We start from the raw sequence: 25,424 nt of genomic DNA on the forward strand, positions 1-25,424 counted from the left end.
CACCACATGAAGAGACTTGTTCTGGAGCCGGAGCACGAGGCGTTCCGCGAGACGGTCCGGCAGTTCATCGACCGCGAACTCGTGCCCAACGCCGAGCAGTGGGAGCGCGACCGAATTGTCGACCGGTCGGCGTTCGTCGCCGCCGGCAAATACGGTCTGATCGGGTTCAACATGCCCGAGCAATACGGCGGTGGCGGGGTCGACGACTTCCGCTTCAACGCGGTGATCGACGAGGAGATCGCCCGTTATGGCGGGCCGGCGCCCTCGCTGAGCCTGCAGAACGATGTTGTGGGCCCGTACTTCTCGTCGTTGGCTAACGACGAACAGAAGGAACGCTGGCTACCCGGCATCATCAGCGGCGAATTGATCGTCGCCGTCGCGATGACCGAGCCTGGCGCGGGCAGCGACCTCGCGGGTATCCGTACCTCGGCCGTGCGCGATGGCGACGACTGGATCATCAACGGCGCCAAGACGTTCATCTCGTCCGGGATCAACTGCGACCTCGTGGTGGTGGTGTGCCGCACCGACCCCGACGCCGGTCACAAAGGCTTCACCTTGCTGGTGGTCGAGGCGGGTATGGAGGGCTTCAGTCGCGGACGCAAGCTCGAAAAGATGGGGTTGCACTACCAGGACACCGCCGAATTGGCCTTCGAGAACGTGCGAGTGCCGTCGGCGAACCTGCTGGGCAAGGAGGGACGCGGGTTCTATCACCTGATGCACAACCTCCCATCAGAGCGGTTGTCCATCGCCATCTCAGCCATCGCGGGCGCTCGCGAGACCTGGCGCCAGACGTTGCAATATGCCAAGGACCGCAGGGCTTTCGGCCAATCGATCGGCAGCTTTCAGCACAACCGATTCCTGTTGGCAGAGATGGACACCGAGCTCGACATCGGCGAGCAGTACATCGACCGGTGCCTGCAGGCCGTCGTCGACGGTGAACTGACGGCGGTCGAGGCGTCTAAAGCCAAGTGGTGGTGCACCGAGACCGCCAAGAAGGTCATCGACGGATGTGTACAGCTGCACGGCGGCTATGGCTACATGACGGAATACCGGGTTGCGCGCGACTACATGGACAACCGCATCATGACCATCTTCGGCGGCACGACCGAGATCATGAAGGACATCATCGGCCGCGACCTGGGCTTGTGATTCTTGGTGAGCGGTATCGCAGTCCAGCGCGATGAAGCGGTCCTGCGACTGCGGCTGGACCGGCCGGAGAAGCTCAACGCCGTCGACACACCGATGCTCGATGAGCTGTGTGCTCAGTTCGAGAGCGCTGCGGGTGACGAGGCTGTCCGCGCGGTACTGCTCATCGGCGCCGGGAAGGCGTTCTGTTCCGGCGGCGACCTGACCGGCGGTGACACCGCGGGAGCCGCTGACGCCGCCAGCCGGGTGGTCCGCGCGATCACCGCGCTGCCCAAGCCAGTGGTCGCAGGCGTGCACGGCGGCGCCGTTGGCTTCGGATGCCCACTCGCCCTGGCCTGCGATCTGGTGGTGGCCGCGCCATCGGCGTACTTCCAGCTGGCGTTCAGCCGGGTCGGACTGATGCCCGACGGTGGTGCGTCCGCGCTGCTGCCGGGGCTGATCGGGCGAGCGCGGACGGCGCGCATGGCGATGACCGATGAAAAGATCTCCGCGGCAACCGCATTCGAGTGGGGGATGATCTCCTATCTCACTGGCGAGGATGATTATCAATCTGTACTGGCCGACGTGCTGCGGTCCGTCTCCGGCGGTCCGACGTTGGCGTTCGGCTGGACCAAGCGTGCGCTGGCCGCCGCGACCCTGACCAAGCTCGAGACGGTGCAAGCGATCGAAGCCGAGGGGCAGTTAGCGTTGATCGAGACCGCTGACTTCAGCGAAGGCGAGCGCGCCTTCCGCGAGCGGCGCACCCCGGATTTTCGCGGTCACTGAACAAAGGAGAGCCGACGTGGCAACCCCGAAGGTACGAGTGGACGGCCTGGACATCGAATACGCCGATACCGGGCAAGGACCTACCGTCCTGTTCGTGCACGGCGTCTACGTGACCGGCGCCCTCTGGAACGAGGTCGTGGCCGAACTCGGCGATGGGTTTCGTTGCATCGCGCCAACCTGGCCGCTGGGCGCGCACAGCGCACCCACCGACGGCGCCGACCTGGGCGCCGAGGCGGCCGCTCGGCGCATCGTCCATTTCATGGAAGCCCTCGATCTGACCGACGTCACTGTGGTGGCCAACGACACCGGCGGCGGCCTGGTGCTGGCGTCGCTGGGCGATCCGACCCTGGACACGTCCCGGATCGCCCGTCTGGTGCTAACGAATTGCGATAGCTACGAACACTTTCCGCCCGGGTCGTTTGCTCAGATCGTGAGGCTGTGCCGGTTCAGCTCGGTGGTGGGTGGAGGAATCTTGCGCCTGTTGGCCACCGGACCGGGGCAGGCCTTCTTCCTCAAGGCCGTGTCCAAGCACCCCCCGACCCCGGAGCGGCAGCGGGAGATCTTCGGAGCCTTCGCCACCAGCGGAGCGGCCCGCCACGACGCGGTTGCGGTGACCGGCTCATTGGATCCGGCTCTCACGTTGCGCGCCGCGCCGGCGATCGAGGCGTTCGACAGACCCGTCACCTTGACGTGGGGCACCGAGGATCAGCTGTTCCCCATCGACCACGCCCGCCGACTACGCGATGCGTTCCCGCATGCCACGTTGATCGAGATCCCCGACAGCGCCACCTTCGTCATGATCGATGCGCCCGGGAAACTCGCCGAAGCGATCCGGAACGGATAACCTTCGCGAATATGACAGCGTACTGTCATACTTCGCGATCGCGACGGATGGGAATCCTGACGTGGCAGGTCCGGTGAAACTGGTCATCGGCGCGAGCGGCTTCCTCGGCTCACACGTGACGCGCCAACTGGTGGAACGTGGCGAGCGAGTCCGAGTCCTGCTGCGCCGCACCAGTTCCACCGTGGCGATCGACGATCTCGACGTCGACCGCCACTACGGCGACATCTTCGACGACGCGGCGTTGCATGACGCGCTGACGGACTGCGGCGACGTGCACTACTGCGTTGTCGACACCAGGGCCTGGCTGCGCGTCCCGGCCCCGTTGTTCCGCACCAACGTCGAGGGCCTGCGCCACGTGCTCGACGCCGCCGCGGACGCGGACCTGCGACGGTTCGTCTTCACCAGCACCATCGGCACGATCGCGCTCAGCCAGAACGGCCGCCCGGTCACCGAAGAGGAGCCGTTCAACTGGGCCGACAAAGGCGGCGGCTACATCCGCTCCCGCGTAGAGGCCGAGCAGTTGGTGTTCCAGTACGTGCGCGAACGGGGGTTGCCCGCGGTCGCGCTCTGCGTCTCGAATACCCACGGGTCCGGTGACTTCAGCCGACGCCGCACGGCTCACTGTTGGCCGCCGCGGCGAAGGGCAAGGTGCCGGTGTACTTCAAGGGCATGTCGATGGAAGTGGTCGGCGTCGAAGACGCCGCCCGTGCGCTGATCCTCGCCGCCGAGAAGGGTCGGGTCGGCGAGCGGTACATCATCTCGGAGCGCTTCATCAGCGCGCGTGAACTCTACGGGACCGCCGCTGAGGCCGGGGGAACGCGGCCACCCCGAGTGGGGATTCCGTTGCAGGTCATGTACGCGTTGGGCTTTGGCGGAGATATCGCCGCGATCCTGCTGCGACGCGACATGCTATTGTCCACGCTGTCGGTGCGATTATGCACATCATGTCCCCAATGGACCACGGCAAGGCCGAGCGTGAACTGGGTTGGCATCCCGAGCCGATCCACGACTCGATTCGACGCGCAGTGGCGTTCTACCGGGATCGGCGCGAGGCGCACTGACCGTCGATCAGCCGTCTCCCGCCTGCTTGCGTGGCAGCCGATCACGACCTCGCCGTCGAAGCTTGCTGTGCCGTACGGAGGACGTATCGGGTCAGTGCCGACGTTGTGCACCGTTGACTGGCGTGTCATACGGCGACGTCGAATTCTTGCCGGGCCAGTCGTTGGGCCGCTGCCGGGTCGGATTCCACGCGCGATTTCCGGTCGAAGATCATGACCGCCCGGTCGGGTTCGGTGCAGCCGGGCCACCCGGCGCCCGGTGTGCCCGTGCGGGCGAACGCCACCCATCGGGACTCTCGGTCGTCGCACATCATCGAGAACCAGATGCTCAACGGCGAAGCGATCAGGCTCGACAGCGCGCGGCGGATGGCTGCGCGCTGAGTCACCTGGCCGTCGCGCCGGCCCGCCGCCGGCGCCGCGGCTTGGCAGCGGACTCGGCCTTGACCTTGAACAGGGATGCCACCAGCGCCGGTACCTCATCCGACCGGCTGCCGGGCAGGAACAACATTGATATCACGCTGCGCGTGAACAGATCGCCCAACTGGCGCTTGGTGAGGGCGCCGCTGGTTACCAACGGAGACTCCTCGGCCGCGGGGTCTAGCGCATCCGTGACCACGTCGACCAGCTTCGGGAACGTGTCGCGTATGAATTCCAGCGTGAACTCCGGTGCCACGTCCAACATCTGGTTCCAGTCTCCGCCCGCGGCACGGTAGGCGACGATGGTGTCCAAGACCACTTCGACACGCAGTTGCGGATCCGGGTTGGCTTCGATCGCGGCAGCGAACGCCGCCGCGACTCCGTCCTCGAAATGCTGACCGAGTGCTGCCAGCACCTCTTCTTTGCTGTTGAAGTAGCGGTAGAAGGTGCCGCGCGCGATCTGCGACGACTCACATATATCGCTCACCGAGAGCTTGTTCGCGCCTTGCCTGCTCAACGCTTTCATCGTGCCGGCCAGAATCTTCTGCACGGCCCTCTCCGCGCGCGGGTCGTCGACAGCCATCCGGAACCACCTCACAGACAACATGAACACTGTGTTCATGTGGTGTTCTACTTGTCGATTATGTCCGACCTGGGTGGACTTCCGGAGACCCATGACTGGCGACTGTGAGCAAACGCACCCGTCACGGCCGGTGCGCGCTCGAACAACTCGACCGGTCCACTCGCGACAATGTCGAGGTTGGTGTCGAGGCGCCGCACCACATCGTCGAGGTCGCGAACCAGGAAGCTGCGGTTGAGATCCGGATCGTCTGTCCATGGACGCGGGTGGCACGGACATGCGTGCTACTATGTAGCACATGAAGACGATTGGGGTACGGGAGCTGCGGCAACACGCCAGCAAGTACCTTGAAGAAGTGGTCGCCGGGGAATCGATCGAGATCACTGACCGCGGCCACCCCGTCGCGCGCCTGGTGCCAATCACGGGCGATCCGTGGGCAGACCTGATTAGCGCTGGTGAAGTTGTCAGCGCGGCTCGTCCGATGAACATCGACGACCTCAAGCCTGCGGCATACCCGCACAGCGCCTCTGAAACCCTTGAGCGACTTCGGAGCGACGAGCGCTAACCCGATGCGGATCTACCTGGACACCTCTGCCTTGGTCAAACTCGTTGTCGCTGAGGATGAATCGCAGTCGCTGCAGTCCTTTCTGAGCGCACGAGCTAACGACAATTTATTCTCGGCGGCTTTGGCGCGCACCGAGCTAATACGCGCAGTGGCACCAAACGGAGCCCAAGCCATCGCTGATGCTCGAGACCTACTTAAGAGCTTGGACACCGTCATGCTGACGCGACAACTGCTCGACGAAGCCGGCACCTTGCTGCCACTACGCTTGCGCAGCTTAGACGCTATACACCTCGTAGCGGCACAGCGAGCTGGCGACTCGTTGCGCGCGGTCATCACATATGACGCGCGAATGCTTTCAGCAGCAGCGGATCTCGGGATCTCAGCAGCATCTCCGCGATAGAGGTCCGGGCCTTTATCGGCCAGACGCGTCACTGCGACGCAACTGGCTAGAGCAACCCGCCAATGGTCGAGAATCAGCCACTGGTCTGATATCCGACGGCTACGCCCACATAAGAGGGATCGGCGCCCCCACCCGAGGGGTCACCCGATCGCGCCAACTCTTACACCGCCACGCCTAGGGGCTTGGCCGCAGCGCATCAGGGTCTTGGCAGCCAGTCAAAGGATAGATAGGTCCGAGGTGCTGGCGCAATTGGCGTGGCCGACGGACTCGCCGCGATTACGATGGTGGAGGCATCGCCGCTTCCGATGGATGGCAGCCGCGACCACGAGCGCATACCGCCCCCGGCGGGGCCAGTCTTGGACTGCGCAATTCTTAGCTCCGCGTAACAGGCTGGCCGCTGCAAAGTCACCTCAAGCAACTCGGTCTCCCTGGGCGACCACCGTAATGACCGCCTGGGACGTGTCCGCGGGTTCATTCGTCGGCTTGGGACGAGGCCGACGCTGGGAGCGCCGAGGTGTCGACTCCCAGTTCGTCGAGCCGCTTGATGTACAGCCGAACGTTGCGCATCTTCACGTCTTCATAGCCGCGAACAAGCTCGGCCGCCGACGCCGCCGCGACTGCGGCGGCGTACCCCTCGGGCGTCAGATTCGACAGGAAGCCGCGCATCATCGCCTCATAGTGGGCGACCAGTTGCCGTTCGAGTCGCCGCATGTGCGTGTGGCCGAACGGGTCCAGCCTGGTGCCGCGCAGAAATCGGCCCTTGGCGAGCAGTCGCAGCGCCCCGTGGCTGCCCGGCCGCATGCTGATCTTCTTTTTGCGGCCCAGCGCCTTCAACACTGGCGGATGCAATTTGTAGGTCAGGTTTTCGCCGTCCGGGACCTGCCTGCGCACCGACTCGATGAACGCGGCGTCGGTGAGCATGCGGGCGACCTCGTACTCGTCCTTGTAGGCCATCAGCTTGTGCAGGCCGCGGGCGACGGCCTCCGACAACTCCGTGTGTTCGGTTATTCGACGTTCTGCCGACCACACGTCCTCGACGAACTGGATGTACTTGAGCGCGAGGTGATCTCCCTGGTAGGCGACCAGCCCGGCGGCCCGCCGCTCGAGCATTTCTCGGGCCGGCCCGACCACAGAGCAGCCACCAAGCAGGTGAATGGGCACCACCGTGTCGGAGCGCTGCGCCTCCAAAGGCCCGGTTGTTGCGGACTGGAAAGTCGCCGGGCTGTCCACCGCGACCCGCCCCCAGCGGAACGCCGCCTGGTTCGCGCGCACGGCCACCCCGTTGATGGCAATCGCCTCTTCGATCGCCGCGGCCGGGATGGGAATGCCACCCGACTGATAGGCGGCGCCGACGAGGAGGAAGTTCGCCGGCGCGGTGGTGCCGAAGAGCGTGTCGGCGGCGGCGAGCGCGTCGAAAGCGGTGAGCGTTTTGGATCGCACGTCGAGCCGCGACAGCAGACTGTCCTCCGACGGGTACTCCACCGCACCGTCGTAGACCATGTCCCCGGTCGGCGTCTTGCTGGTCGACGCGACGGCGACGGTTCGGTTCGGATCGCCGTACCCGACGTTCTTGGCGTCGACGGCGGTGAGCAGATCGAACGCCAGGACGCAGTCGGCGGATCCCGGACTGACCCGGTTCGATCGATCGGCTGGCGCAGCACTGAGGCGCAAATGCGATGTCACCGGTCCCGCTTTCTGACTGAGACCGGTTTGGTCGAGTCCCTCCACGTGCAGTCCGGCGCGCAGCGCCGCCATTCCGAGGACCTGGTTGACCGTCACGACGCCCGTGCCGCCGATGCCGGCCAGGAAGATGTTGTGAACTCCGGTGATTGGCCGCCCCGCAGGGTCAGGGACCTCGGGCGGCTCGGGAGGTTGTGGTCGCGCGCTGGCGGATGACCGGTCGGGAACGTCAACGGTGATGAAAGAGGGGCAGTCGCCGTCGAGGCAGCTGTAGTCGGTGTTGCAGGTGGTCTGGTCGATCCGGGTCTTGCGACCGAACTCGGTGTCGACAGGCTGTACGGACAGGCAGTTGCTCTTCACCCCGCAGTCGCCGCAGCCCTCGCATACCGCCTCGTTGATGACGACGCGCGTGCGGCGCACGGGCAGGGCGCCACGTTTGCGCTTGCGTCGCGCCTCGGCGGCACACTGCTGGTCATAGATCAGCACGGTGACGCCCTTGGTGTCGCGAAGCACGCGCTGGGCTTCGTCGAGGCGGTCGCGGTGCCAGACCTGGACGCCGGCGGCGAACGTGGCGCCTTTATGCCGCTGGGGCTCGTCGGCACAGACGATCACCTTCGTGACGCCGTCCGCGACGAGTTTGTGGGTCAGTTCGGGAACCGTGAGTCCGGCCTGGACGTCCTGGGCGCCGGTCATCGCGACCGCGGAGTTGAACAGGATCTTGTAGGTGATGTTGACGCCGGCGGCCACACACGCCTGCACGGCCAGCTGGCCGGAGTGGAAATACGTTCCGTCGCCGATGTTCTGGAACATGTGTCCGATGTCGGTGAAGGGTGACTGGCCGATCCACTGAGCGCCCTCGCCGCCCATCTGCGTCAGCCCGGTCACCTGGGAATCGGTCCGGGCGGACATTGTGACCAGCGTGTGGCATCCGATGCCGCCACCGGCCAGCGACCCCTCGGGCACCGCGGTGGAACGGTTGTGCGGGCAACCCGAGCAGAAGTAAGCGGTGCGCTTGGTGGGCAGAACCGTCAACTCGAGCGACGGGGGCGGCGGCGCCGACAGCGCGACCCGGTCCCGCAGCACCCGGCGTAGCGGAGCGGTCAGCCGTGCCGCGGTGAGTTCGCCGTCCGGCGGAATGAGCCTGCGACCCTGGGCATCACGCTTGCCGAGTACGTCCGGCGCGCCAGTGCGACCGTACAGGGCCTCCTTGACCTGAGTCTCGACGAATGCGGTCTTGTCCTCGATCACCAGCACCTGCTCGACGTCGCGAGCCAGGCGCGCGACCTTGTCCGCACCCAGGGGGTAGGGCATGCCGACCCGCAGTATCCGGACGCCCGAACGCAACAGGTCGGCCTCGTCGAGACCCAGATCCACCAGGGCTTCGCGGACGGAGTCGTAGGCGGTGCCGACGGCGACGATGCCCAGCCACGCGGTCGACGGATCGACTTCGATTGCGTCGATGTCGTTGGCCGCGTTGAACGCTTCAACCATCGCCCAGCGCGGCCCGTAGAGATCGGCCTCGGCCAGCACGCTGTCGGGGGGCGCGGCGAGGATACGTTGGCGGTACGTCCAGGGGCGCCCGTCCCATTCGATCGCCGGTACCGCGATGTCGAAGTCGGCAAAGTCCCGATCGAGCGTCCACAGGCCGTCGGCGACGTCGGCGACGATCTTGAGAGCCGGCCAGCACCCCGATGCTCGGGACAGTGCGACTCCGTACAGGCCGAAGGCGATGAGCTCTTCGGCGTTGCGGGGGAAGAAGATCGGCATGGACAGCGCGGCCAGTGACCGCTCACTGGCCGCGGGGACGCTCGACGACTTGGCGCCGGGATCGTCGCCGACCAGGGCCAGCGCGCCGCCGTGCGGGTTCGCGCCGTACATCGCCGCATGGCGCAGTGCGTCGCTCGCGCGGTCCAGGCCAGGACCCTTGCCATACCAGACCCCGACCACACCGTCGTGGCGACGCGTGCCATTTGGCAGGTCGAGCTGGCTTCCCCACACCGAGGTCGCCGCGAGTTCCTCGTTCACGCCCGGCACGAGCCGCACGTGGTGGACGGTGCTCAGCTCGGGCAGGCTGGCCAGCAGTTGATCGAGCCCGGCCAACGGGCTGCCCTGATACCCGGAAACGAATGTGGCGACGTCCCTTTGGGCTCGTTCTTCACGTGTGTGCTGTTCGACCAACAACCGGGCAATGGCCTGCACTCCGGTCAACAACACCGGACCCGACGAGGCGCGGTAGCGCTGTGCAAGAGACGACTCGAGCGCCGGGCTCTCCGCGCTGTGCAGATCAGTCATTGGGTCTCACCATCCAGGCGGGTTGGGATCTCACCACACGAGTTGTGATTCGTAGGTACTCTTAAGGCTTGCTTTGAATGCTGTTCGGGTCAACTATTACGCTGGCAACTAACCAATCTGGGTAGTCGGCATCGTTGACGACATCGATAGGTGACAAGAATGCTCAGCATCGACCGCCTAGACGTGGAGCTCCTCGAAATGCTCGCCGGCGACACCCGCGCGGGGGTGGTGGAGCTGGCGTCCCGGCTTGGCATCTCGCGCAACACTGTTCAGGCTCGACTGCGGCGCCTCGAGGAGGGTGGTCTGCTCACTGGCTACCGTCCCGAACTCAAACTCGGGCAGGCGGGAGTGTCGATGGAGGCGTTCATCGGGCTGGAGGTTCAGCAGGGCCGACTATCGTCGATCGTCGACGCCCTGACGGCCATGCCGCAGGTACTCGAGATCCACGCCACCACCGGACGCGAAGACCTACTGGTGCGAGTGGCCACCGAGACCCAGGGCGACCTGCAGCAGCTGATCGAAGCCATCGTCGTGATCCCGGGCGTCGTGCACTCGACGACGACGTTGGCGCTTACGACGCCACTGCCGTACCGAGCGCTGCCGCTGCTCAAACACATCACGCGGGACGCCGGCTGGGGACGGTCGACGCCCAAAGCGTGAGCGCGGCCCGATAAATCGCTGGGCACTACCGCCGGGGCATCTCACCGCTCAAGCAATGGTTGCGTGTCGTCGTAACGCATCGCCCTACCCATGAGGTCCTTCATGATCTCGGTGGTGCCGCCGTACAGCCCCTGGACCCGCGCGTCACGCCACAGGCGGGCAGTCATTGGGACAACCGGGAACCGCACGCACGACTGCCAATCGAATCCTCGTGGTCGGCGCGACCAGGGATATCGCGGACTCCAAATAATCGGTGATGGATGTCATTCGGTCCTTCAGGCCGTCGAGCCATGCTGGGTCAACCCTTACCGTCCGCCGGGTTGGCGCCACGGCGCCCTTAAGACCGTCGCTGGGATCGGTTAACAAATGGTATTGAATGTGTATTATCACTACGATAAGATCTATTCTGGGCATCCGACCCCGTGTGGACCGCGTGAACGTCCGGATGCCGAATCCCGCTGTCCACGAACGAACTTAACGCCCGTCGATGATGGCGTGAGTGGAACTTCGAGAGGCTCTTGAGTGAAACGCACCCTCTTCAACGAAGATCACGAGGCATTCAGGGCAACGGTTCGCGCCTTCTATGCCGAACAGGTAGTTCCCGATTACGTCGAATGGGAGCGCGCCGGCGCGCCACCTCGCGAGTTCTGGACGGCCGCGGGCAAGCTCGGGCTGTTGGGTACTCAGGTTCCCGAGCAGTTCGGGGGAGGCGGACAGGACAGCTTTCTGTTCAACGTAATCCTGACCGAGGAGTCTCAACACGCAGGCATCGCACTCGGTGGCTTGCGAATGCACACCGACATCGCGATGCCCTACTTCCTCCACTACGCCAACGCTGAACAACAGAGCCGCTGGCTCCCAAGGCTGGTCAGCGGAGATGCCGTCGCCGCGTTGGCGATGTCCGAACCGGGCGCCGGCTCGGATATGAAAGCGATCCAGACCCGGGCCGTTCGCGACGGTGCCAATTACATCGTCTACGGCTCCAAGACGTTCATCTCCAACGGCGCCAACGCTGATCTCATCGTCACCGCCGTCAAGACAGATCTGGAAGCCGGCCGGGAAGGCCTGAGCCTGTTGGTGATTGACGGCGACAGCCCTCGGCTCATCCGCGGCCGCAAGCTAGAGAAGCTGGGCTTGAAGTCGCAGGACCTGGCAGAGCTGATCTTCGACGATGTAGTGGTGCCCGCCGAGGACTTATTGGGGGAGGAGGGCAAAGGGTTCGCCTACCTGACGGAAAACCTTGCCCAGGAGCGCCTCTCAATTGCGGTGAACAGTCAGGCCGCCGCGACCAAGGCTTTGCAGGACACCATCGAATACACCAAGGGCCGCAAAGCGTTCGGGACGACAGTATCGTCGTTCCAGAATACCAAGTTCGAACTCGCAGCCTGCGCCACCGAAATCGAGGCCGGTCAGTCACTGCTCGATCGGGCCCTGCTGGTTCATGAGGACAGGAAGCTCTCGGCGGCAGATGCGGCCGTGGTCAAGCTGTACTGCACCGAACTGCAGGGCCGAGTGATCGACCGCTGTCTGCAGTTGCACGGCGGCTACGGCTACATGATGGAATATCCGATCGCGCGGGCTTATGCCGATGCCCGGGTGTCCCGAATCTACGGTGGCTCCAGCGAGGTCATGAAGGTGATCATCGCCCGGTCGCTTGGGCTGTGACCCGTTGACGCACGCTCCTAAGCCCTCTACATTACAGAGATCAACTCTGTAGAACAGAGGACCGGAGCGCCGGGTCTTAGGAAGGGTGGCTATGACACAGCTGTCAAGCGTTCTCAATGACGTACGGCGAGGGATGATCCCGGCGCATATCTACAACGACTGTGAGATCTTCAAACTCGAGAAGGAGCGGATCTTCAACCGGGCGTGGATCTTCGTTGGGCACGAATCAGAGATCCCCCAATCGGGTGATTACGTGGTGCGCCGGATTCTCGACGATTCCTTCATCATCATTCGCGACGAAGAAGGTCAGGTGCGCGCGCATTTCAATATGTGTCTGCACCGGGGGATGCAAGTATGCCGGGCCGAGATGGGCAACACCTCGCATTTTCGTTGCCCGTATCACGGCTGGTCCTACCGCAACGACGGCAGGATCGCCGGATTGCCGTTCCACCACGATGCCTATGGCGGGGAGGCCGGATTCAGGCGCAAGGGCAAACGACTGCTGCCGGCGCCAAACATCGGTATCTACAACGGAATGATCTTCGTCAGCTTAGCCGCGACGGCCCCGCCGCTGGAAGAATATCTCGGTGACTTCCGCTTCTATCTGGACTTCTACACAAGGCAAAGCCACAGCGGCATCGAACTGCGCGGGCCCCAGCGCTGGCGGATCAAGGCGAATTGGAAGATCGGTGCTGAAAACTTCGCGGGCGACATGTACCACACGCCGCACACGCATACGTCGGTCGTGGAAATCGGCCTGTTCCGCGAGCCCAGTGCCCAAAAACGCAAGGAAGGCGCGCTTTATTGGGCAGGAAACGGCGGTGGAACCACATACAAACTGCCGGAGGGCCCGCTCGAGCAGCGTCTGAGCTACGTCGGCTACCCCGAGGACATGATCACCCGGATGAAGCAGTCCTGGACGGCCGAGCAGCTCAACATAATCGGCGAAGACGGGTTCATGTTCAGCGCCGCGTCCCTGTATCCCAACCTTTCTTTCGTGCACAACTGGCCGAAGGTCGCAGATTCCGATGATGTGCTCCCGTTCATCACCCTGCGGCAGTGGCAGCCGATTAGCGAGGATGAGACCGAAATACTGTCTTGGTTCGCCGTCGACAAAGAGGCGCCAGAGCAGTTCAAGGCACTCTCCTACAAGGCCTATCTGATGTGTTTCGGCAGCACCGGCATGTTTGAGCAGGATGACGTGGAGAACTGGGTGTCGCTGACCAACACGGCGGCCGGCTCCATGGCCCGCAGATTACTGCTCAACAGCAGAATGGGTCTGCTGGAAGACGGCACCGAGGTCGCTCCGCCACTGACGCGTGAACAGTTCTCCGGACCAGGTATCGCGCGGAAGGGCTACAGTGAGTTCAATCAGCGAGAATTGCTGCGGCGCTGGGCGGATGACCTCGAGAGCCCGGTTGAGGCCGCAGCAGAAGGCTCCGAAATCTGCAGCTTTCCAGCCGCCGTCGACAAGGTGGTGCGCCGGTGAGTACTGACACCACAACATCAGATCGGGGTGCAACGGCTAGCAGGCAGCGCGAGACCCATTCGGCTGCCTCGCGACTCGGGGCCCATGCATCCCGAATTGCCCGCAGCGGTAGCACATTACGCTTCGATGACGAACGCCATCTGTTGGCTCACCGGTGGCTGGTCGACGAGACCTATCTACTCGACGCGCAGGCCTACACCGACTGGCTGGACACGCTCGCCGACGACATTCACTACCTGATGCCGGTTCGGGTGACCACCGCCCTTGGTGCGGGATACGACACATCTCCGGGCATGGCTCATTTCGATGAAGACAAGTACTCACTGTCTCGCAGGGTCGCGCGATTCCTCACCGAACATGCGTGGACCGAAGATCCGCCGTCGCGGCTGCGGCACCACCTGTCGAATGTGCGCACCTTTGCCACCGAGGATTCCGATCATCTGGTGGTCGAGTCTGCAACTCTCCTCTTCCGTAGCAGGGGTGACGTTCGAGAAGGAGCCTTTCTCTCCGCGGGTCGCGAGGACCTCCTGCGCCATGAGGGTGAGCAATGGAAGCTGGCCCGCCGGACCATTCTGGTGGACGAGTCGGTGATCCGAATGCAGAATCTGGCGATCTTCCTATGACAGCTTATCCGCAGCAGCCGGGGCGATCAGGGACTGACACGGTCCACCCGGAAGATATTGCCGGCGAACCGATCACGATTGGCAACGAGTTCGCGGAGGTTCGGGTCGCCCGCTTGCAGACGCGCAACGGGTCACGTCTGTTGATCGAATCACTGAAATCCGGGCAATGGGTTTCGTTGTGCCCATTGGAACTTGAAGCGCTGACCTGGCAGGCCACGGCCACATTTTCGGCAATGATCGGCCAGCCGTTCGGGTCGCTGGTCACCGACGAATCCGGGGACACAACGTCAGGCCGGGCATGACGGGCTGGCTCGAGGGTCGCCGGGCGCTTGTCGTCGGGGCCGGCTCCGGAATCGGCAAGGCCATTGTCGACGCTTTCTTGGGCGAAGGTGCCCGGGTAGCGGTCCTGGAGCGCGATCCCGACAAATGCGCGGCATTGTCGACCACCCATCCCGAGGTGGTCACGACGATCGGCGACGCAACCACCCGAATCTCGAACGATCGGGCCGTCGCAGCCGCGGTGAAGGCATTCGGCGGACTGGACATCTTGGTCAATTGTGTTGGCGTGTTTGACTTTTACCGCAGCATCGAGGATCTGGACGCCGACCTTGTCGACGACGCGTTCGACGAGATCTTTCGCGTCAACGTCAAGAGTCACCTGCATTCGGTCAAGGCCGCCCTCCCGGCGCTGCGTCAGTCCGAGCACGCCGTCGTTCTGCTGACCGAATCCACGTCGGCCTACTACCCGGGCCGCGGTGGAGTGCTCTACGTTGCTTCCAAATTCGCTGTCCGCGGCCTGGTGACCGCGCTGGCACATGATTTGGCCCCTGGTGTCCGGGTGAACGGGATCGCACCCGGCGGGACGTTGGGCACCGACCTGCGAGGCGTGGCGAGCCTCGGATCAGCCGAGCGCCGCATGTCCGATACTGCCGAGCGGGCCGGGGAACTCGCTGCGCGCGTGCCGTTGCAGGTCGCACTGAGCGGCGAAGATCACGCCTGGAGTTATGTCTTTCTCGCATCGGATCGATCCCGCGGCATCACCGGCGGTGTCGTTCACTCCGACGGCGGGATGAGTGTCGCCGGGGCGCCGAAGAAGCGGCGATGACGCCCGATCACAGTGAAGACACAGGGGATGCCTTGCCGAATCTGAAGCCGAATGCCAGGAGCCGCAGGGGATACCCGGTGCAGGAGAACGTCTCGGAGGGGCCGCGCTGATGGCCGGCAGGACCGTTGTCATTGTCGGAAGCTCGGTCGCCGGGGTGCGTACTGCACGCGCATTGAGAACGCAAGAATTTGACGGTCGCATCGTGCTGATCGGCAAGGAAACCGAACTCCCATACGACAAGCCGCCGCTCTCCAAGCAGTTCCTCGCCGGCGCGTGGGATGAGGACAGGGTGAGACTGTTGACGGCGGACGACGCCGAGGCCGCCGGCATCGAGCTACGCCTCGGCAGTGCCGCGGAACGCCTCGATGTCGCTGATCGGAAAGTCGTCCTCGCCGACGGCACCCGAGTGCCCTACGACGTCCTTGTCGTGGCCAGCGGCGCTGACGCGAGGCCGTCCCCATGGCCGGTCGAATCCGGCGTGCACGTTGTCCGCACACTCGACGACAGCCGGGGACTGGCCCGCGACCTCGCCTCGTCATCGGGTCCCGTGGTGGTGGTCGGCGGCGGATTCATCGGCGCAGAAGTGGCGGCAACCGCTCACGCGGCGGGCCGAGACGTCACGATCGTCGACCCGCTGCACGCGCCGATCGGCCGGGTCGTGGGCGAGGAACTCGGGGTCATGTTCACCGACCTGCACCATCGCCACGGCGTACATACCCGCTTCGGTGAAGGCGTGGAGGCGATCGAGGGCACCGCCGGACAGCTTTACGTGGAGTTGACCGGCGGCGACGTGTTACCGGCAAGCACCGTCGTCGTCGGTATCGGCGCCCGTCCCAACGACGGCTGGCTGACATCGTCGGGACTGCTCATCGACGACGGGGTGGTGTGCGACGAGTATTGCCGCGCAGTCGATCACAGCGATATCTTCGCGGTGGGTGACGTGGCCCGTTGGCACCATCCGCGGCATCGAGAAGATGTCCGGGTTGAGCACTGGACCAACGCGTCCGAGCAGGCGGCTTGCGTAGCCCACAACATCGCGCACCCCGATGAGCTGCGCGCGTATGCCCCGACGGAGTACGTCTGGAGCGACCAGTACGACTGGAAGATCCAGATCGCCGGGCGGCCAGGTCGAGCCGAACTGCTGCGAATCATCGGCGACCTGAACGGTGAGAAGCCGCGTGCTGCAGCAATCTACAGCGACGACAGCGGGCTGCTCCGAGGCGCCGTGACCGTCAACTGGCCGAAGGCTATCTTGATTTGCCGCAGACTGATCGGCGCTGAGACCACCGCCGCGGCGGCTCTGCACGAGCTCGAACAGTTGCCGCAGGCCGGTGCCACGGCGAGCGCCCGGCAGTAGGCATCCAGGGTCGCGTGAATCGCCGTCAGGAGGTCGTAGGGGTGACCGAAACAAACGATGCCGTCGCTGCGCGCGAATATGGGCCCGTACCGCAGTACCCAATCGAATCGGTCGACAACGCGTTGCGTGCGTTGATGATGTTGGTTGAGCGGTCCGAGATCCGGCTCACGGAGGTCAGCAGTCATCTTTCAGTAGCCAGTTCGACGGCTCACCGCCTCCTGGCGATGTTGGCCTACCGCGGACTGGTTCGCCAGGATCCGCGGACAAAGGCGTATCGGTCCGGTCCCAGCCTCGACTTGTTGGCCTTCAGCGTGGTTGGTCGCCTCGACATCCGGGTCCGTGCGCGGCCTGTCCTGGAGAAATTGAATGCGGATCTGCGGGAAACGGTGCACCTGGGGCGACTGGACCGCGCGCAGGTAGATTTTGTTGACTCCATCGAAAGTTCTCAGGCGCTGCGGGTTTCGGCTCGCCTAGGCGTGGCGATGCCGGCTCATTGCACGTCGACGGGCAAGGCGCTGCTGGCTGCGCTCACTGACGAGCAACTTGACGCGCTGTATCCCGATACTAATCTTGCCCAGCTGACACGGCGCTCCATTAAGTCAAAGAAAGCTTTGCAATCCGAACTTGCCACCGTGCGTCGTCGCGGATTCGCCACCAGCGACGAGGAAGGTGAGGAAGGCGTCGTCTCGATTGCGGTGCCCCTGAGGGGCGGCTCGTTCGCGCTCGCTGCGTCCGTACCGGTGAGCAGGATGGACACTGACTTCCGCGACGTCGTTCTGGAGAATCTGCTCGCCGCCAAAGCTGAGATCGATGAATTACTGCCGTGATTGATCCGCGAACGGAGTGAACATGTCGCAACGGCTCGAGTTGACCTACGGTGGGGAGTTGTACGATCGCACCTGGCGTCTGTACACCGGGGAGGTACAGCCCGAAGGTGTGCGCCTACGGTACTTGCACACAGCTATCGAAGATTTGTTCTGGCGTCAGGGTAAGTATGCCGAATTCGACGTCGCTGAATATTCGATGGGTGCGTATCTGGCGACCCTGAAGAACCCCGATAGGGCTTTTGTCGCCCTTCCGATCTTTCCGTCCCGGGCCTTCCGGCACGCTTCGGTGTATGTAAACGCCGAAGCGGTCGTGTCGGAGCCTGCGGATTTGGCTAATACGACGGTCGGTACCCCGGAGTGGAGCATGACGGCGTCACTGTGGATGCGTGGCATCCTCGGTGAACACTACGGTGTTGACTTGACGTCGATTGACTGGCGGACAGGAGGTTTGGAGGAGGCTGGACGGCAGGAGAAGGTGCCTGTCACCCCCCCGGAGGACTTCCGGGTGAGCCATATCGGCGACGACGACACGTTGAGCAACCAACTGTTACGGGGTGACCTCGACGGGTTGATCACGGCCCGAGCTCCCCGGGCTTACTTGCGGGGTGACGCACGTATCAAACGGCTGTGGCAGGATTTTCGCAGCGCGGAACGCGCGTATTTCGAAGCGACGAAGATTATCCCGATCATGCACGTTGTCGTGGTCAGGCGAGAGCTCGTCGCCGCTCACCCCTGGCTCGCCAACAACCTGGTCGATGCGTTCGAGGCGGCTCGCAGGCCCGCCCAGCGCGATCTGCTCGATACCGCGGTATGCAAGAGCAGCCTGGTATGGGAGTCCGCCTACGCTGAGGAGGAAGCCGCCGTGCTGGGCGACCCGTTCCGATATGGATTGTCCGAGAACGAGATCAGTCTCCGGTCACTGTTGAACTACGCCCATCGGCAGGGATTCACCGACCACCCACTCGACTACGAGGAAGTGTTCGTACCGTCGACGCTGAGCTCAGCGCGGATATGAGGGCATCACGCCAAGTTCAAGCCCAACATTGTGACGGCAGTCCCTGAAGTAACCGACTCAGTCGCCGGCTCTGGCAGATCAGCTGCGAACAGTGCTGCACCCGCCGGCCGTTCGGCGATGACAAACGGGTAGTCGGTGCCGACGGCAACACGGTCAGCACCGACGCGGGCAATCAGTGCGGTCACGGCGGCGGGATCGAACACAAGCGAGTCGTAATAGAAACGATCGGCATACGAGGATGGCCGGCCGCTGGTGCCGGCGGCGTCCGGAACACACTTCCAGATGCGGTCGATCCGTGGCAGCAGTGCCAGGAATGCGCCGCCGCCGTGCGCGAGCAGGATCTTGAGGTTTGGATGACGGTCGAGGACACCGCCCATCACCAACGACGCTGCCGCAGCAGCGGTTTCAGCTCCCATGCCGATCGAATTCACCAGTCCGTGTTTCTTGAGCCGGTCGGCGCCAAGCATGTTCCATGGGTGCACGAAGATGAGCGCGCCGGTTTGCGCGCAGGCGGCGAAAAACGGGTCGAGTTCAGGGTCATCGAGATTGCGCCCGCCGACATTCGACCCGACCTCCACACCGGACAACTTGAGATCCCCGACGATGTCGACCACCATCTGGGCTGCCCGCGCAGGATCCTGCAACGGGACGGTGCCAAGTCCGGCGAATCGAGACGGGTGATCACGGGCCACATCGGCGATCCACTCGTTCTGGACCCGCGAGAGGTCCGCCACACCGTCGGCGTTCAACCCGTAGGAGAAGGTGATGGGGATGGGCGAGATCACCTGCATAGAAACACCATCAGCGTCCATGTCCTCCAGGCGTCGGGCCGGGTCCCAACAGTGATCCGTGATCGACCGGAAATGCCGGCCACCCAGGAGGATGTCCGCCGTGCACGGGCCGGTCTCGACCAGTTCTGGCCATGAGCCGGCGAATCGTCGTCCGAAGTTCGGCAAGTCGCGCGGCAGACCGTGGGTATGCACATCGACTAAGCGCGGTGCCCGGGTCGGTTCGGCAATTATCATGACGAAACCTGCTCCTTAACTTGGTTGAGCTTACTGTGACGCCGCGAAAGAAGCTGATTTGCAACAGGTGACGGGGCATTGGTCTCGACCGGCTCGAGGAGACGTTCGAGGAGAAACTGGTTGTTGACGCTGTTGCCTTAGGGTCAGTTCTTTCATCAGCCGATGCAGATATGTCCAGTGTCGCGGCGGGAACTTGCGCAGGAACGCGCGGTCCTCATGACGCCTGGCCAGAGCCTCGAACATCCCTGTCAGGTTGGCCGGCCGCACGGACAGCGTCTCTCCGAGCTCGCCCATTGTCAAAGGCTCGGTCGAGCGGTCCAAGACGGTCAAGATGTTCGGCTGCCTGGTGTTGAGCCCATGCGGCAAAAGTTCTGCGGCGTGAGCGCATAAGAAGGCCCCGTTGCGGCGCGAAACATGTTCAGCGTCAGGACCAATACCGTGGTGTCGAAGCCGGGGCTCGTCGCGATTGCCGCCCGCGTGATCTGCTCGGCGATCGACGGCGGCGTGCGAGGAGCTCGCGGCATCGGCTGGCCTCCAGGTCGAATCGGGTATTTCTCCCGGGTACATTACAGAGCGTAAAGCAGTCGGGTTGAGTGCTGATAGGCCCCATAGGGACTGTGCCGCAATGCCTTCCAATTGCTGGCGGCGTCAATGCAGGGGGATGTTGACCGTCTTCGACTGCAGGTAGCTCTCCAACTCCTCAACACCTTCCTCGGTGCCGACTCCGCTGTTCTTGTGCCCGGCGAACGGGGCTCCCAGGAAATGGCTGCCCGACCCATTGATCCAGACGTAGCCGGTATCCAGCCGATCGGCCACCGAAATGGCGGTGGTGATGTCGTTGCTCCACACCGCCCCGGTCAGCCCGAACGGGAGTTCGTTGGCTTGCTCGACGACTGTTCCCAGGTCATTCCAGCGCAACACCGACAGCACCGGCCCAAAGATCTCCTCACGTGCGATCTTCATCGACATGTCGACGTCGGCGAATATCGTCGGCTCGACATAGGAGCCTTTCGCGAAGTCGTTCCCCTCCGGCCTGCGGCCGCCCGTCACCAGTCGTGCGCCCTCGTGATGGGCTGATTCGATGTAACCCATGACCTTATCGAACTGGGCTTGTGAGACAAGGCATCCCATCTCGGTGGCTGGGTCGAGCGGATGGCCGATGCGGATGGACTTCAGGCGATCGGTCAGACCGGCGACGACTTGGTCATGCAGCGAGTCGTGGACGAAGAGCCGTGTGGTCGATCCGCACGACTGCCCTTGGCTCCAATGGCAGTTCATCCCGAACGCCGCACCCTCGATGACGGCGTTGGGGTCGGCGTCCGGGCATACGATCATCGCGTTCTTGCCGCCGAGTTCCAGCGTGACGTGCTTGATTCCGGCCGATGCCGCCGACGCCATGACCTTCTGGCCGGTCTCGACGCTGCCGATCAGCGAGATCCGTTTGACGGCAGGGTGCCGCACCAAGGCATCGCCCGTTACAGCACCGGTTCCCGACAGGATATTGACCACCCCGGGCGGAAAGGACTCGAGGACGATCTCGGCCATCAACAGCGACGACAGCGGCGCCTGGTCGGGTACCTTGAGAACCAGTGTGTTGCCGGTGACCAGCGGCGGGCCCACTTTCGCCGCTGCGAATAATATCGGATGGTTGTAGGGAATGATCCGTCCCACGACGCCGTAGGGTTCCTTGCGGGTCAGCAGCCAGCTACCAGTCATCGAGGGCAGCGTGGCACCGGCGAGGCTGAACGCGACCCCGGCGTGATAGTCGAGCCACCGTGCCGCCATCATCACGTCGCCAACCATGGCGGTCACCGGATTGCCCGCGTCGATGGCGTCGAGCAATCCGAAGTCTTCGGCGCGCGAGCGCAGACGCGCGGCGAAAGCCCGAATCATCTCCGCGCGCTCAAGAAGGGGGGTGTCGCGCCAGTGCGGGAATGCTCGGGTGGCAGCCGATACCGCCGCCTCGACGTCGGCTTCGTTTGCAGACGGGACGCGGGCGATGGTCGTCCCGTCATGCGGTGTAGTGATTTCCATCGTCCCACCGTGGCTGGCCACTGCCGCGGTGTCGCCGATGAGCATGCGCCAGTCGCGGTCCAGCAATGCCGAAACTGCCTTGGTGTTATCAGCCAGTGAAGATTTCATGGGTCTCCGGCCACCTCCTGGGGTGCTTGCCGCTCTAGCGCGACACGACTCTATCGTGAGCCGGTGCGGCAGAACATGGTTCTGAAGATTTCATGGTGTGACTAAAGCGGCAGCGCTACATCGTTGTACCGCAAGCTCTTGACGCTGTGGCCGCTATCACTATAGTTCAGAAGTATAAATATTTACACAGCAACTAAGGAATGGTTAGTGCCGACTACCACATCGGGGCATCGAGAAAGTGAGGCCCGGAGATGATCCAACTGCAGGACATCGCCTATGTCCGGTCCGGGGTCACCGACCTGGACCGCGCTGAGCGATTCGCCGTCGACATCGTGGGTCTGGAAACTGTCGCGCGGGCACCCGGGATCACCTATCTGCGAGCCGACCATCGCCATCACTGCCTGGCGCTGGTCGAGAGCTCACAGGCTGGAGTGCATGCCTCGGCGTTCACGGTGAAGGACGACGCGGCACTCGACGCCGCTGAAGCCGAACTGACGAGGTACGGATGCGCGGTGCGGCGGGGATCGGCGGACGAGGCACGACAACGACACGTCCGAGCGTTCATCGCCTTCGACGATCCGTTCGGCAACCACGTGGAACTGGTGACCGACCAGAGCACACTGGCGCGACCGATCCAGTTCGGGCGTCCAGAGGCCGGGATCTGCGAGTTCGGGCACCTTTGCCTGGATGCTCCCGATGTGCGGGCCGCATACGCATTCTGGTCGACACTCTTCAATGCCAAGGTGTCCGACTGGATCGGCGATGCGGCGTGCTTGATGCGCATCGACCCGGTACACCACAAGCTGGCGGTGTTCCAAAACGACGCCGCTCCCGGCCTCTGCCACATCAACTTCCAGGTACACACCCTCGACGACTTGATGCGCAACTGGCGGTTCCTGCAGCGAAACGACGTGCACATCCTGCACGGTCCCGGCAGGCATCCGACCTCGACGGCGATCTTCGTCTACTTCGTCGGACCCGAGAACCTGACCTACGAGTATTCCTTCGGGGTGCAGCGGATCTATGACGACACAGCGTGGCGGCCGCGCACATTCAATCTGTCCGAGGAGGGTTCGATCGACATGTGGCTGGGCCCGACTCAGCGCACCGTGTCACAACCGCAGCTGCGGCGCGACGGCCAGAACGGTTCGGTGCGTGTCGTGCCGAGTCAGTCAGGACATAGCCGGTGAGCGGCGGCGGATGGGACATTCAGAGGGCGGCGACCGAACTCCTCGAGGCGGAAAGCACCCAGACCGAGCGTGATCCGCTTAGTGACCAGTGGACTGGTCTCGACCTGGCCACCGCCTACCGCATCCAGGATGAGGCACTGCGCCGTCGTCGTGAACGCGGTGAGCGACTCGTCGGCGTCAAACTCGGATTGACTTCTCGTGCAAAACAATTACGGATGGGTATCAGCTCACCACTGGTGGCATGGCTGACCGATGCGATGGTGCTCCCGGCAGGTGCGCCGTTGCCACGGGAATCGCTCATCCACCCTCGTGCCGAACCGGAGATTGTGTTCGTGATGGCGGAACGGCTCGCCGGGCCCGACATGACGGCGTCCCGGGCGCTGGGCGCGGTCGGGCAGGTCTACTCCGGCATCGAGATCATCGATTCACGTTATCGCGATTTCCGGTTCACGCTGCCCGATGTGGTAGCCGATAACGCGTCCTCGGGGCTGTTCGTGATGGGATCAGTGCGCGTGCGGCCGGATTCGTTAGACCTGGCTGCCGAAGCCTGCCGTCTCGAGGTCGACGGTCGGGTGGTGGACCGCGCCACTGGCGCAGCGGTGCAAGGTCATCCGGCAGAAGCGCTGGCATTGGCCGCCAATGTTCTTGCCGAACGCGGGTTGGCGATCGAGCCGGGCTGGATCGTACTGACCGGGGGAATGACTGACGCAGTGAGCGTGCCGCCCGGAGCACAGGTCGCCGCGCACTTCACCCATCTCGGTTCGATCGCCGTGGACGGAGGGGAGGAATCGTGCCGCTAGTCGAGGTGACGCTGGTGGAAGGTCGCACACCCGAGCAGTTACGTGCCTTGATCACGGGGCTGACCGACGCGGTGGAGACTGCGATCGGTGCTGCGCGGGACAGTATCCGAGTCGTGCTCCGCGAGGTGCCCGCTACGCATTGGGCGGCCGGTGATGTCACGATCGATGAACGCCGAAAGGGTTGATGATGGACGTGATCCGCCATGTGATCGACGGGGAGGAAACGGAGTCGTCCAGTGGCGCACGCTTCGACACCATCGATCCGTGGACCCAGCAACCGTGGGCGCAGGTGGCGCTGGGTGGCCCAGACGAGGTTGATCGAGCGGTGACCGCGGCCCGGCGCGCAATCGACGACGGCCCTTGGCCACGCATGGGGTACGCGGAGCGGGGCGCCGTTCTGCACCGGCTGGCCGATCTGATCATCGAAAGCGCCGACGAACTCGCGCTCGCTGATACCACCGACATGGGCAAGCCGCTCAGCGACAGCAGGGGCAATGACGTTCCACGGTCGGCGCAAAACTTCCGCTTCTTCGCCGACCATGCTCGGCTGTCCGCCGGCGATGTCCTGCCGATGGACACCGGGCACCATGCCTACACCCGGTTCGAGCCCGCCGGCGTCGTGGCGGCGATCGCGCCCTGGAACTTTCCGTTGATGCTCGAGACGTGGAAGATCGCTCCCGCGCTGGCGTGGGGTAACACCGTTGTGCTCAAGCCCGCGGAAGATACGCCGGCATCGGCGGCGATCCTCGCTCGGCTGGCATTGCGCGCCGGCATGCCACCCGGGGTGCTCAACGTCGTCCACGGGTACGGTCCCGGCTCGGTAGGCGCCGCGCTGACAGCGGACAACCGCGTCGATCGCATCACCTTCACCGGAGAGTCCGGAACCGGCAAGGTCATCGCCGCTGCCGCAGCGGCGCACCTGACCCCGGTGAGTCTCGAGCTCGGCGGCAAGGGCGCCAACCTGGTCTTCGCGGACGCTGACCTCGATACAGCAGTGAATTGGTCTATCCGCGCCGTGTTCTCGAATGCAGGGCAGGTCTGCCTGGCCGGCAGCCGACTGTTCGTGCAGCGCGAGGTCTACCACGACTTTTTGGCGAAGTTCGTCGATGCCGCGGAATCGTTGACGTTAGGTGACCCGAAACTGGCGGGAACCCAGATCGGACCGCTGGCCTCCGAGGCACATTGGAAGAAGGTGCGCTCCTATATCGACGGCATCGGGGCCGAGGGCGGAACCATGCGTACGGGTGGTCTGGGCGACGGGTGGGCCATCCGGCCAACGGTAGTCACCGATCTACCGCCGGGCGCCCGGTTGTGCCGCGAGGAAATCTTTGGTCCCGTTGTCGTGGTGGCGCCCTTCGACAGTGAGGCCGATGCCATCACCGTAGCCAACGGCACTCCCTACGGGCTCAACGCGATGTTGTTCACCGAGAACCTATCTCGTGCGCACCGCGTTGCGGCCGCGCTTGAGGCGGGCACGGTCTGGGTCAATTGCTTCTTCATTCGTGATCTACGCGCACCATTCGGTGGTGTCGGCGATTCCGGAATCGGCCGCGAGGGAGGAACTTTCAGCCGAGAGTTCTTCACCGAACCGAAGGCCGTGGTGATGGCGATCCGTGGCGCCGATACGTAGCCGCCTCTCGTGTGTCGCGGTACTCGCATTCCAGCTGCGCCCAGCGCCGGCCGGTTTCTCGCCGCCGGCGATCATGTCGGCGGGAGCGTCGGTGTAGGGCGGTCGGCTGGGGCCCGGGTCGATCAACCCTGCGGCGCGGAATCGTGCCC

23 protein-coding genes and 2 pseudogenes are annotated in these 25,424 nt (G+C 64.0%); 19 read left to right on the plus strand and 6 right to left on the minus strand.

All coding sequences use genetic code 11. The annotated features are described in order from the left end of the window. Positions 1–6 precede the first annotated feature (6 nt). The 4 genes and pseudogenes from G6N50_RS20685 to G6N50_RS20700 all read left to right on the plus strand — a co-directional run bounded on the left by G6N50_RS20685 (position 7) and on the right by G6N50_RS20700 (position 3,816). Positions 7–1,149, plus strand: a complete 1,143-nt coding sequence (locus tag G6N50_RS20685; protein WP_083094519.1) for an acyl-CoA dehydrogenase family protein — start codon at positions 7–9, stop codon at positions 1,147–1,149. Positions 1,150–1,155: 6 nt separating this feature from the next. Continuing rightward, positions 1,156–1,911 carry an enoyl-CoA hydratase-related protein gene (locus tag G6N50_RS20690; protein ID WP_083094518.1) on the plus strand — a complete coding sequence of 252 codons (756 nt, stop codon included), beginning with the start codon at positions 1,156–1,158 and terminating at the stop codon, positions 1,909–1,911. A gap of 46 nt (positions 1,912–1,957) precedes the next feature. After that, positions 1,958–2,755 (plus strand): alpha/beta fold hydrolase, encoded by a 798-nt coding sequence (locus G6N50_RS20695; protein ID WP_083094586.1) that lies wholly within the window; start codon positions 1,958–1,960, stop codon positions 2,753–2,755. A gap of 61 nt (positions 2,756–2,816) precedes the next feature. Further along, positions 2,817–3,816 (plus strand): annotated as a pseudogene (locus G6N50_RS20700) (NAD-dependent epimerase/dehydratase family protein). 125 nt (positions 3,817–3,941) lie between these two features. Here G6N50_RS20700 and G6N50_RS20705 read toward each other — a convergent pair. Further along, on the minus strand, positions 3,942–4,199 hold the full coding sequence (locus G6N50_RS20705) for a hypothetical protein (RefSeq protein ID WP_083094517.1): 258 nt from the start codon (positions 4,197–4,199) through the stop codon (positions 3,942–3,944). Further along, on the minus strand, positions 4,196–4,813 hold the full coding sequence (locus G6N50_RS20710; protein WP_083094585.1) for a TetR/AcrR family transcriptional regulator: 618 nt from the start codon (positions 4,811–4,813) through the stop codon (positions 4,196–4,198). The genes G6N50_RS20705 and G6N50_RS20710 overlap by 4 nt, the downstream gene beginning before the upstream one ends. A 295-nt stretch (positions 4,814–5,108) precedes the next feature. Here G6N50_RS20710 and G6N50_RS20715 point away from each other — a divergent pair, with 295 nt between their 5' ends. Both G6N50_RS20715 and G6N50_RS20720 read left to right on the plus strand, forming a co-directional pair. Continuing rightward, positions 5,109–5,375, plus strand: a complete 267-nt coding sequence (locus G6N50_RS20715; protein WP_083094516.1) for a type II toxin-antitoxin system Phd/YefM family antitoxin — start codon at positions 5,109–5,111, stop codon at positions 5,373–5,375. A 4-nt stretch (positions 5,376–5,379) separates the two neighbouring features. After that, positions 5,380–5,775 (plus strand): type II toxin-antitoxin system VapC family toxin, encoded by a 396-nt coding sequence (locus G6N50_RS20720; RefSeq protein WP_083094515.1) that lies wholly within the window; start codon positions 5,380–5,382, stop codon positions 5,773–5,775. Between the two features lie 471 nt (positions 5,776–6,246). Here G6N50_RS20720 and G6N50_RS20725 read toward each other — a convergent pair whose 3' ends face one another. Continuing rightward, on the minus strand, positions 6,247–9,747 hold the full coding sequence (locus G6N50_RS20725; RefSeq protein WP_083094514.1) for an indolepyruvate ferredoxin oxidoreductase family protein: 3,501 nt from the start codon (positions 9,745–9,747) through the stop codon (positions 6,247–6,249). Between the two features lie 159 nt (positions 9,748–9,906). Between G6N50_RS20725 and G6N50_RS20730 the strand changes: the two genes are divergently transcribed. After that, positions 9,907–10,407 carry an Lrp/AsnC family transcriptional regulator gene (locus G6N50_RS20730; RefSeq protein ID WP_083094513.1) on the plus strand — a complete coding sequence of 167 codons (501 nt, stop codon included), beginning with the start codon at positions 9,907–9,909 and terminating at the stop codon, positions 10,405–10,407. Between the two features lie 41 nt (positions 10,408–10,448). On the opposite strand, the pseudogene G6N50_RS20735 reads toward G6N50_RS20730, so the two are convergent. After that, a pseudogene (locus G6N50_RS20735) lies at positions 10,449–10,568 on the minus strand (acyl-CoA dehydrogenase family protein); the annotation flags it as partial. Between the two features lie 361 nt (positions 10,569–10,929). Here G6N50_RS20735 and G6N50_RS20740 point away from each other — a divergent pair. The 8 genes from G6N50_RS20740 (at position 10,930) to G6N50_RS20775 (ending at position 18,488) form a co-directional block, all read left to right on the plus strand. Then, positions 10,930–12,072, plus strand: a complete 1,143-nt coding sequence (locus tag G6N50_RS20740; protein WP_083094512.1) for an acyl-CoA dehydrogenase family protein — start codon at positions 10,930–10,932, stop codon at positions 12,070–12,072. 91 nt (positions 12,073–12,163) lie between these two features. Further along, positions 12,164–13,561: an aromatic ring-hydroxylating dioxygenase subunit alpha gene (locus G6N50_RS20745; protein ID WP_083094511.1), complete on the plus strand. Its 1,398-nt coding sequence runs from the start codon at positions 12,164–12,166 to the stop codon at positions 13,559–13,561. A gap of 95 nt (positions 13,562–13,656) precedes the next feature. After that, positions 13,657–14,184: a 3-phenylpropionate/cinnamic acid dioxygenase subunit beta gene (locus tag G6N50_RS20750; RefSeq protein ID WP_232069010.1), complete on the plus strand. Its 528-nt coding sequence runs from the start codon at positions 13,657–13,659 to the stop codon at positions 14,182–14,184. Continuing rightward, complete coding sequence (locus tag G6N50_RS20755; RefSeq protein WP_083094509.1) at positions 14,181–14,486, plus strand: hypothetical protein; 306 nt, start codon at positions 14,181–14,183, stop codon at positions 14,484–14,486. Before G6N50_RS20750 ends, G6N50_RS20755 begins: the two co-directional genes overlap by 4 nt. Next, entirely contained in the window at positions 14,483–15,289 is an 807-nt protein-coding gene (gene hcaB, locus G6N50_RS20760; RefSeq protein WP_083094508.1) for a 3-(cis-5,6-dihydroxycyclohexa-1,3-dien-1-yl)propanoate dehydrogenase, read from the plus strand. The genes G6N50_RS20755 and hcaB overlap by 4 nt, the downstream gene beginning before the upstream one ends. Before the next feature lie 172 nt (positions 15,290–15,461). Continuing rightward, positions 15,462–16,646, plus strand: coding sequence for an NAD(P)/FAD-dependent oxidoreductase (locus tag G6N50_RS20765; protein WP_232068799.1), 1,185 nt, complete (start codon positions 15,462–15,464; stop codon positions 16,644–16,646). 41 nt (positions 16,647–16,687) lie between these two features. Further along, positions 16,688–17,473: an IclR family transcriptional regulator gene (locus tag G6N50_RS20770; RefSeq protein WP_232068800.1), complete on the plus strand. Its 786-nt coding sequence runs from the start codon at positions 16,688–16,690 to the stop codon at positions 17,471–17,473. 22 nt (positions 17,474–17,495) lie between these two features. Beyond that, complete coding sequence (locus G6N50_RS20775; RefSeq protein ID WP_232068801.1) at positions 17,496–18,488, plus strand: substrate-binding domain-containing protein; 993 nt, start codon at positions 17,496–17,498, stop codon at positions 18,486–18,488. A 5-nt stretch (positions 18,489–18,493) separates the two neighbouring features. On the opposite strand, the gene G6N50_RS20780 is transcribed toward G6N50_RS20775, so the two are convergent. Together G6N50_RS20780 and G6N50_RS20785 are read right to left on the minus strand one after the other, a co-directional pair. Further along, positions 18,494–19,513 (minus strand): amidohydrolase family protein, encoded by a 1,020-nt coding sequence (locus G6N50_RS20780; RefSeq protein WP_083094506.1) that lies wholly within the window; start codon positions 19,511–19,513, stop codon positions 18,494–18,496. Positions 19,514–20,161: 648 nt separating this feature from the next. Next, the gene (locus G6N50_RS20785) at positions 20,162–21,655 is read right to left on the minus strand and encodes an aldehyde dehydrogenase family protein (protein WP_083094505.1); all 1,494 of its coding nucleotides are present in this window, start codon (positions 21,653–21,655) and stop codon (positions 20,162–20,164) included. A gap of 251 nt (positions 21,656–21,906) precedes the next feature. Between G6N50_RS20785 and G6N50_RS20790 the strand changes: the two genes are divergently transcribed. Genes G6N50_RS20790 through G6N50_RS20805 form a run of 4 tightly spaced genes read left to right on the plus strand, consistent with a single transcriptional unit; the run spans position 21,907 to position 25,275 of the window. Continuing rightward, positions 21,907–22,845: a VOC family protein gene (locus tag G6N50_RS20790; RefSeq protein WP_083094504.1), complete on the plus strand. Its 939-nt coding sequence runs from the start codon at positions 21,907–21,909 to the stop codon at positions 22,843–22,845. Further along, positions 22,842–23,645, plus strand: coding sequence for a 2-keto-4-pentenoate hydratase (locus tag G6N50_RS20795; protein ID WP_083094503.1), 804 nt, complete (start codon positions 22,842–22,844; stop codon positions 23,643–23,645). Before G6N50_RS20790 ends, G6N50_RS20795 begins: the two co-directional genes overlap by 4 nt. Then, entirely contained in the window at positions 23,636–23,830 is a 195-nt protein-coding gene (locus G6N50_RS20800; RefSeq protein WP_083094502.1) for a 2-hydroxymuconate tautomerase, read from the plus strand. Before G6N50_RS20795 ends, G6N50_RS20800 begins: the two co-directional genes overlap by 10 nt. Beyond that, entirely contained in the window at positions 23,830–25,275 is a 1,446-nt protein-coding gene (locus tag G6N50_RS20805) for an aldehyde dehydrogenase (protein ID WP_197748031.1), read from the plus strand. The genes G6N50_RS20800 and G6N50_RS20805 overlap by 1 nt, the downstream gene beginning before the upstream one ends. The last annotated feature ends 149 nt before the right edge of the window (positions 25,276–25,424 follow it).

Source organism: Mycobacterium mantenii, from assembly GCF_010731775.1.
GTDB classification, from domain to species: Bacteria; Actinomycetota; Actinomycetes; order Mycobacteriales; family Mycobacteriaceae; genus Mycobacterium; species Mycobacterium mantenii.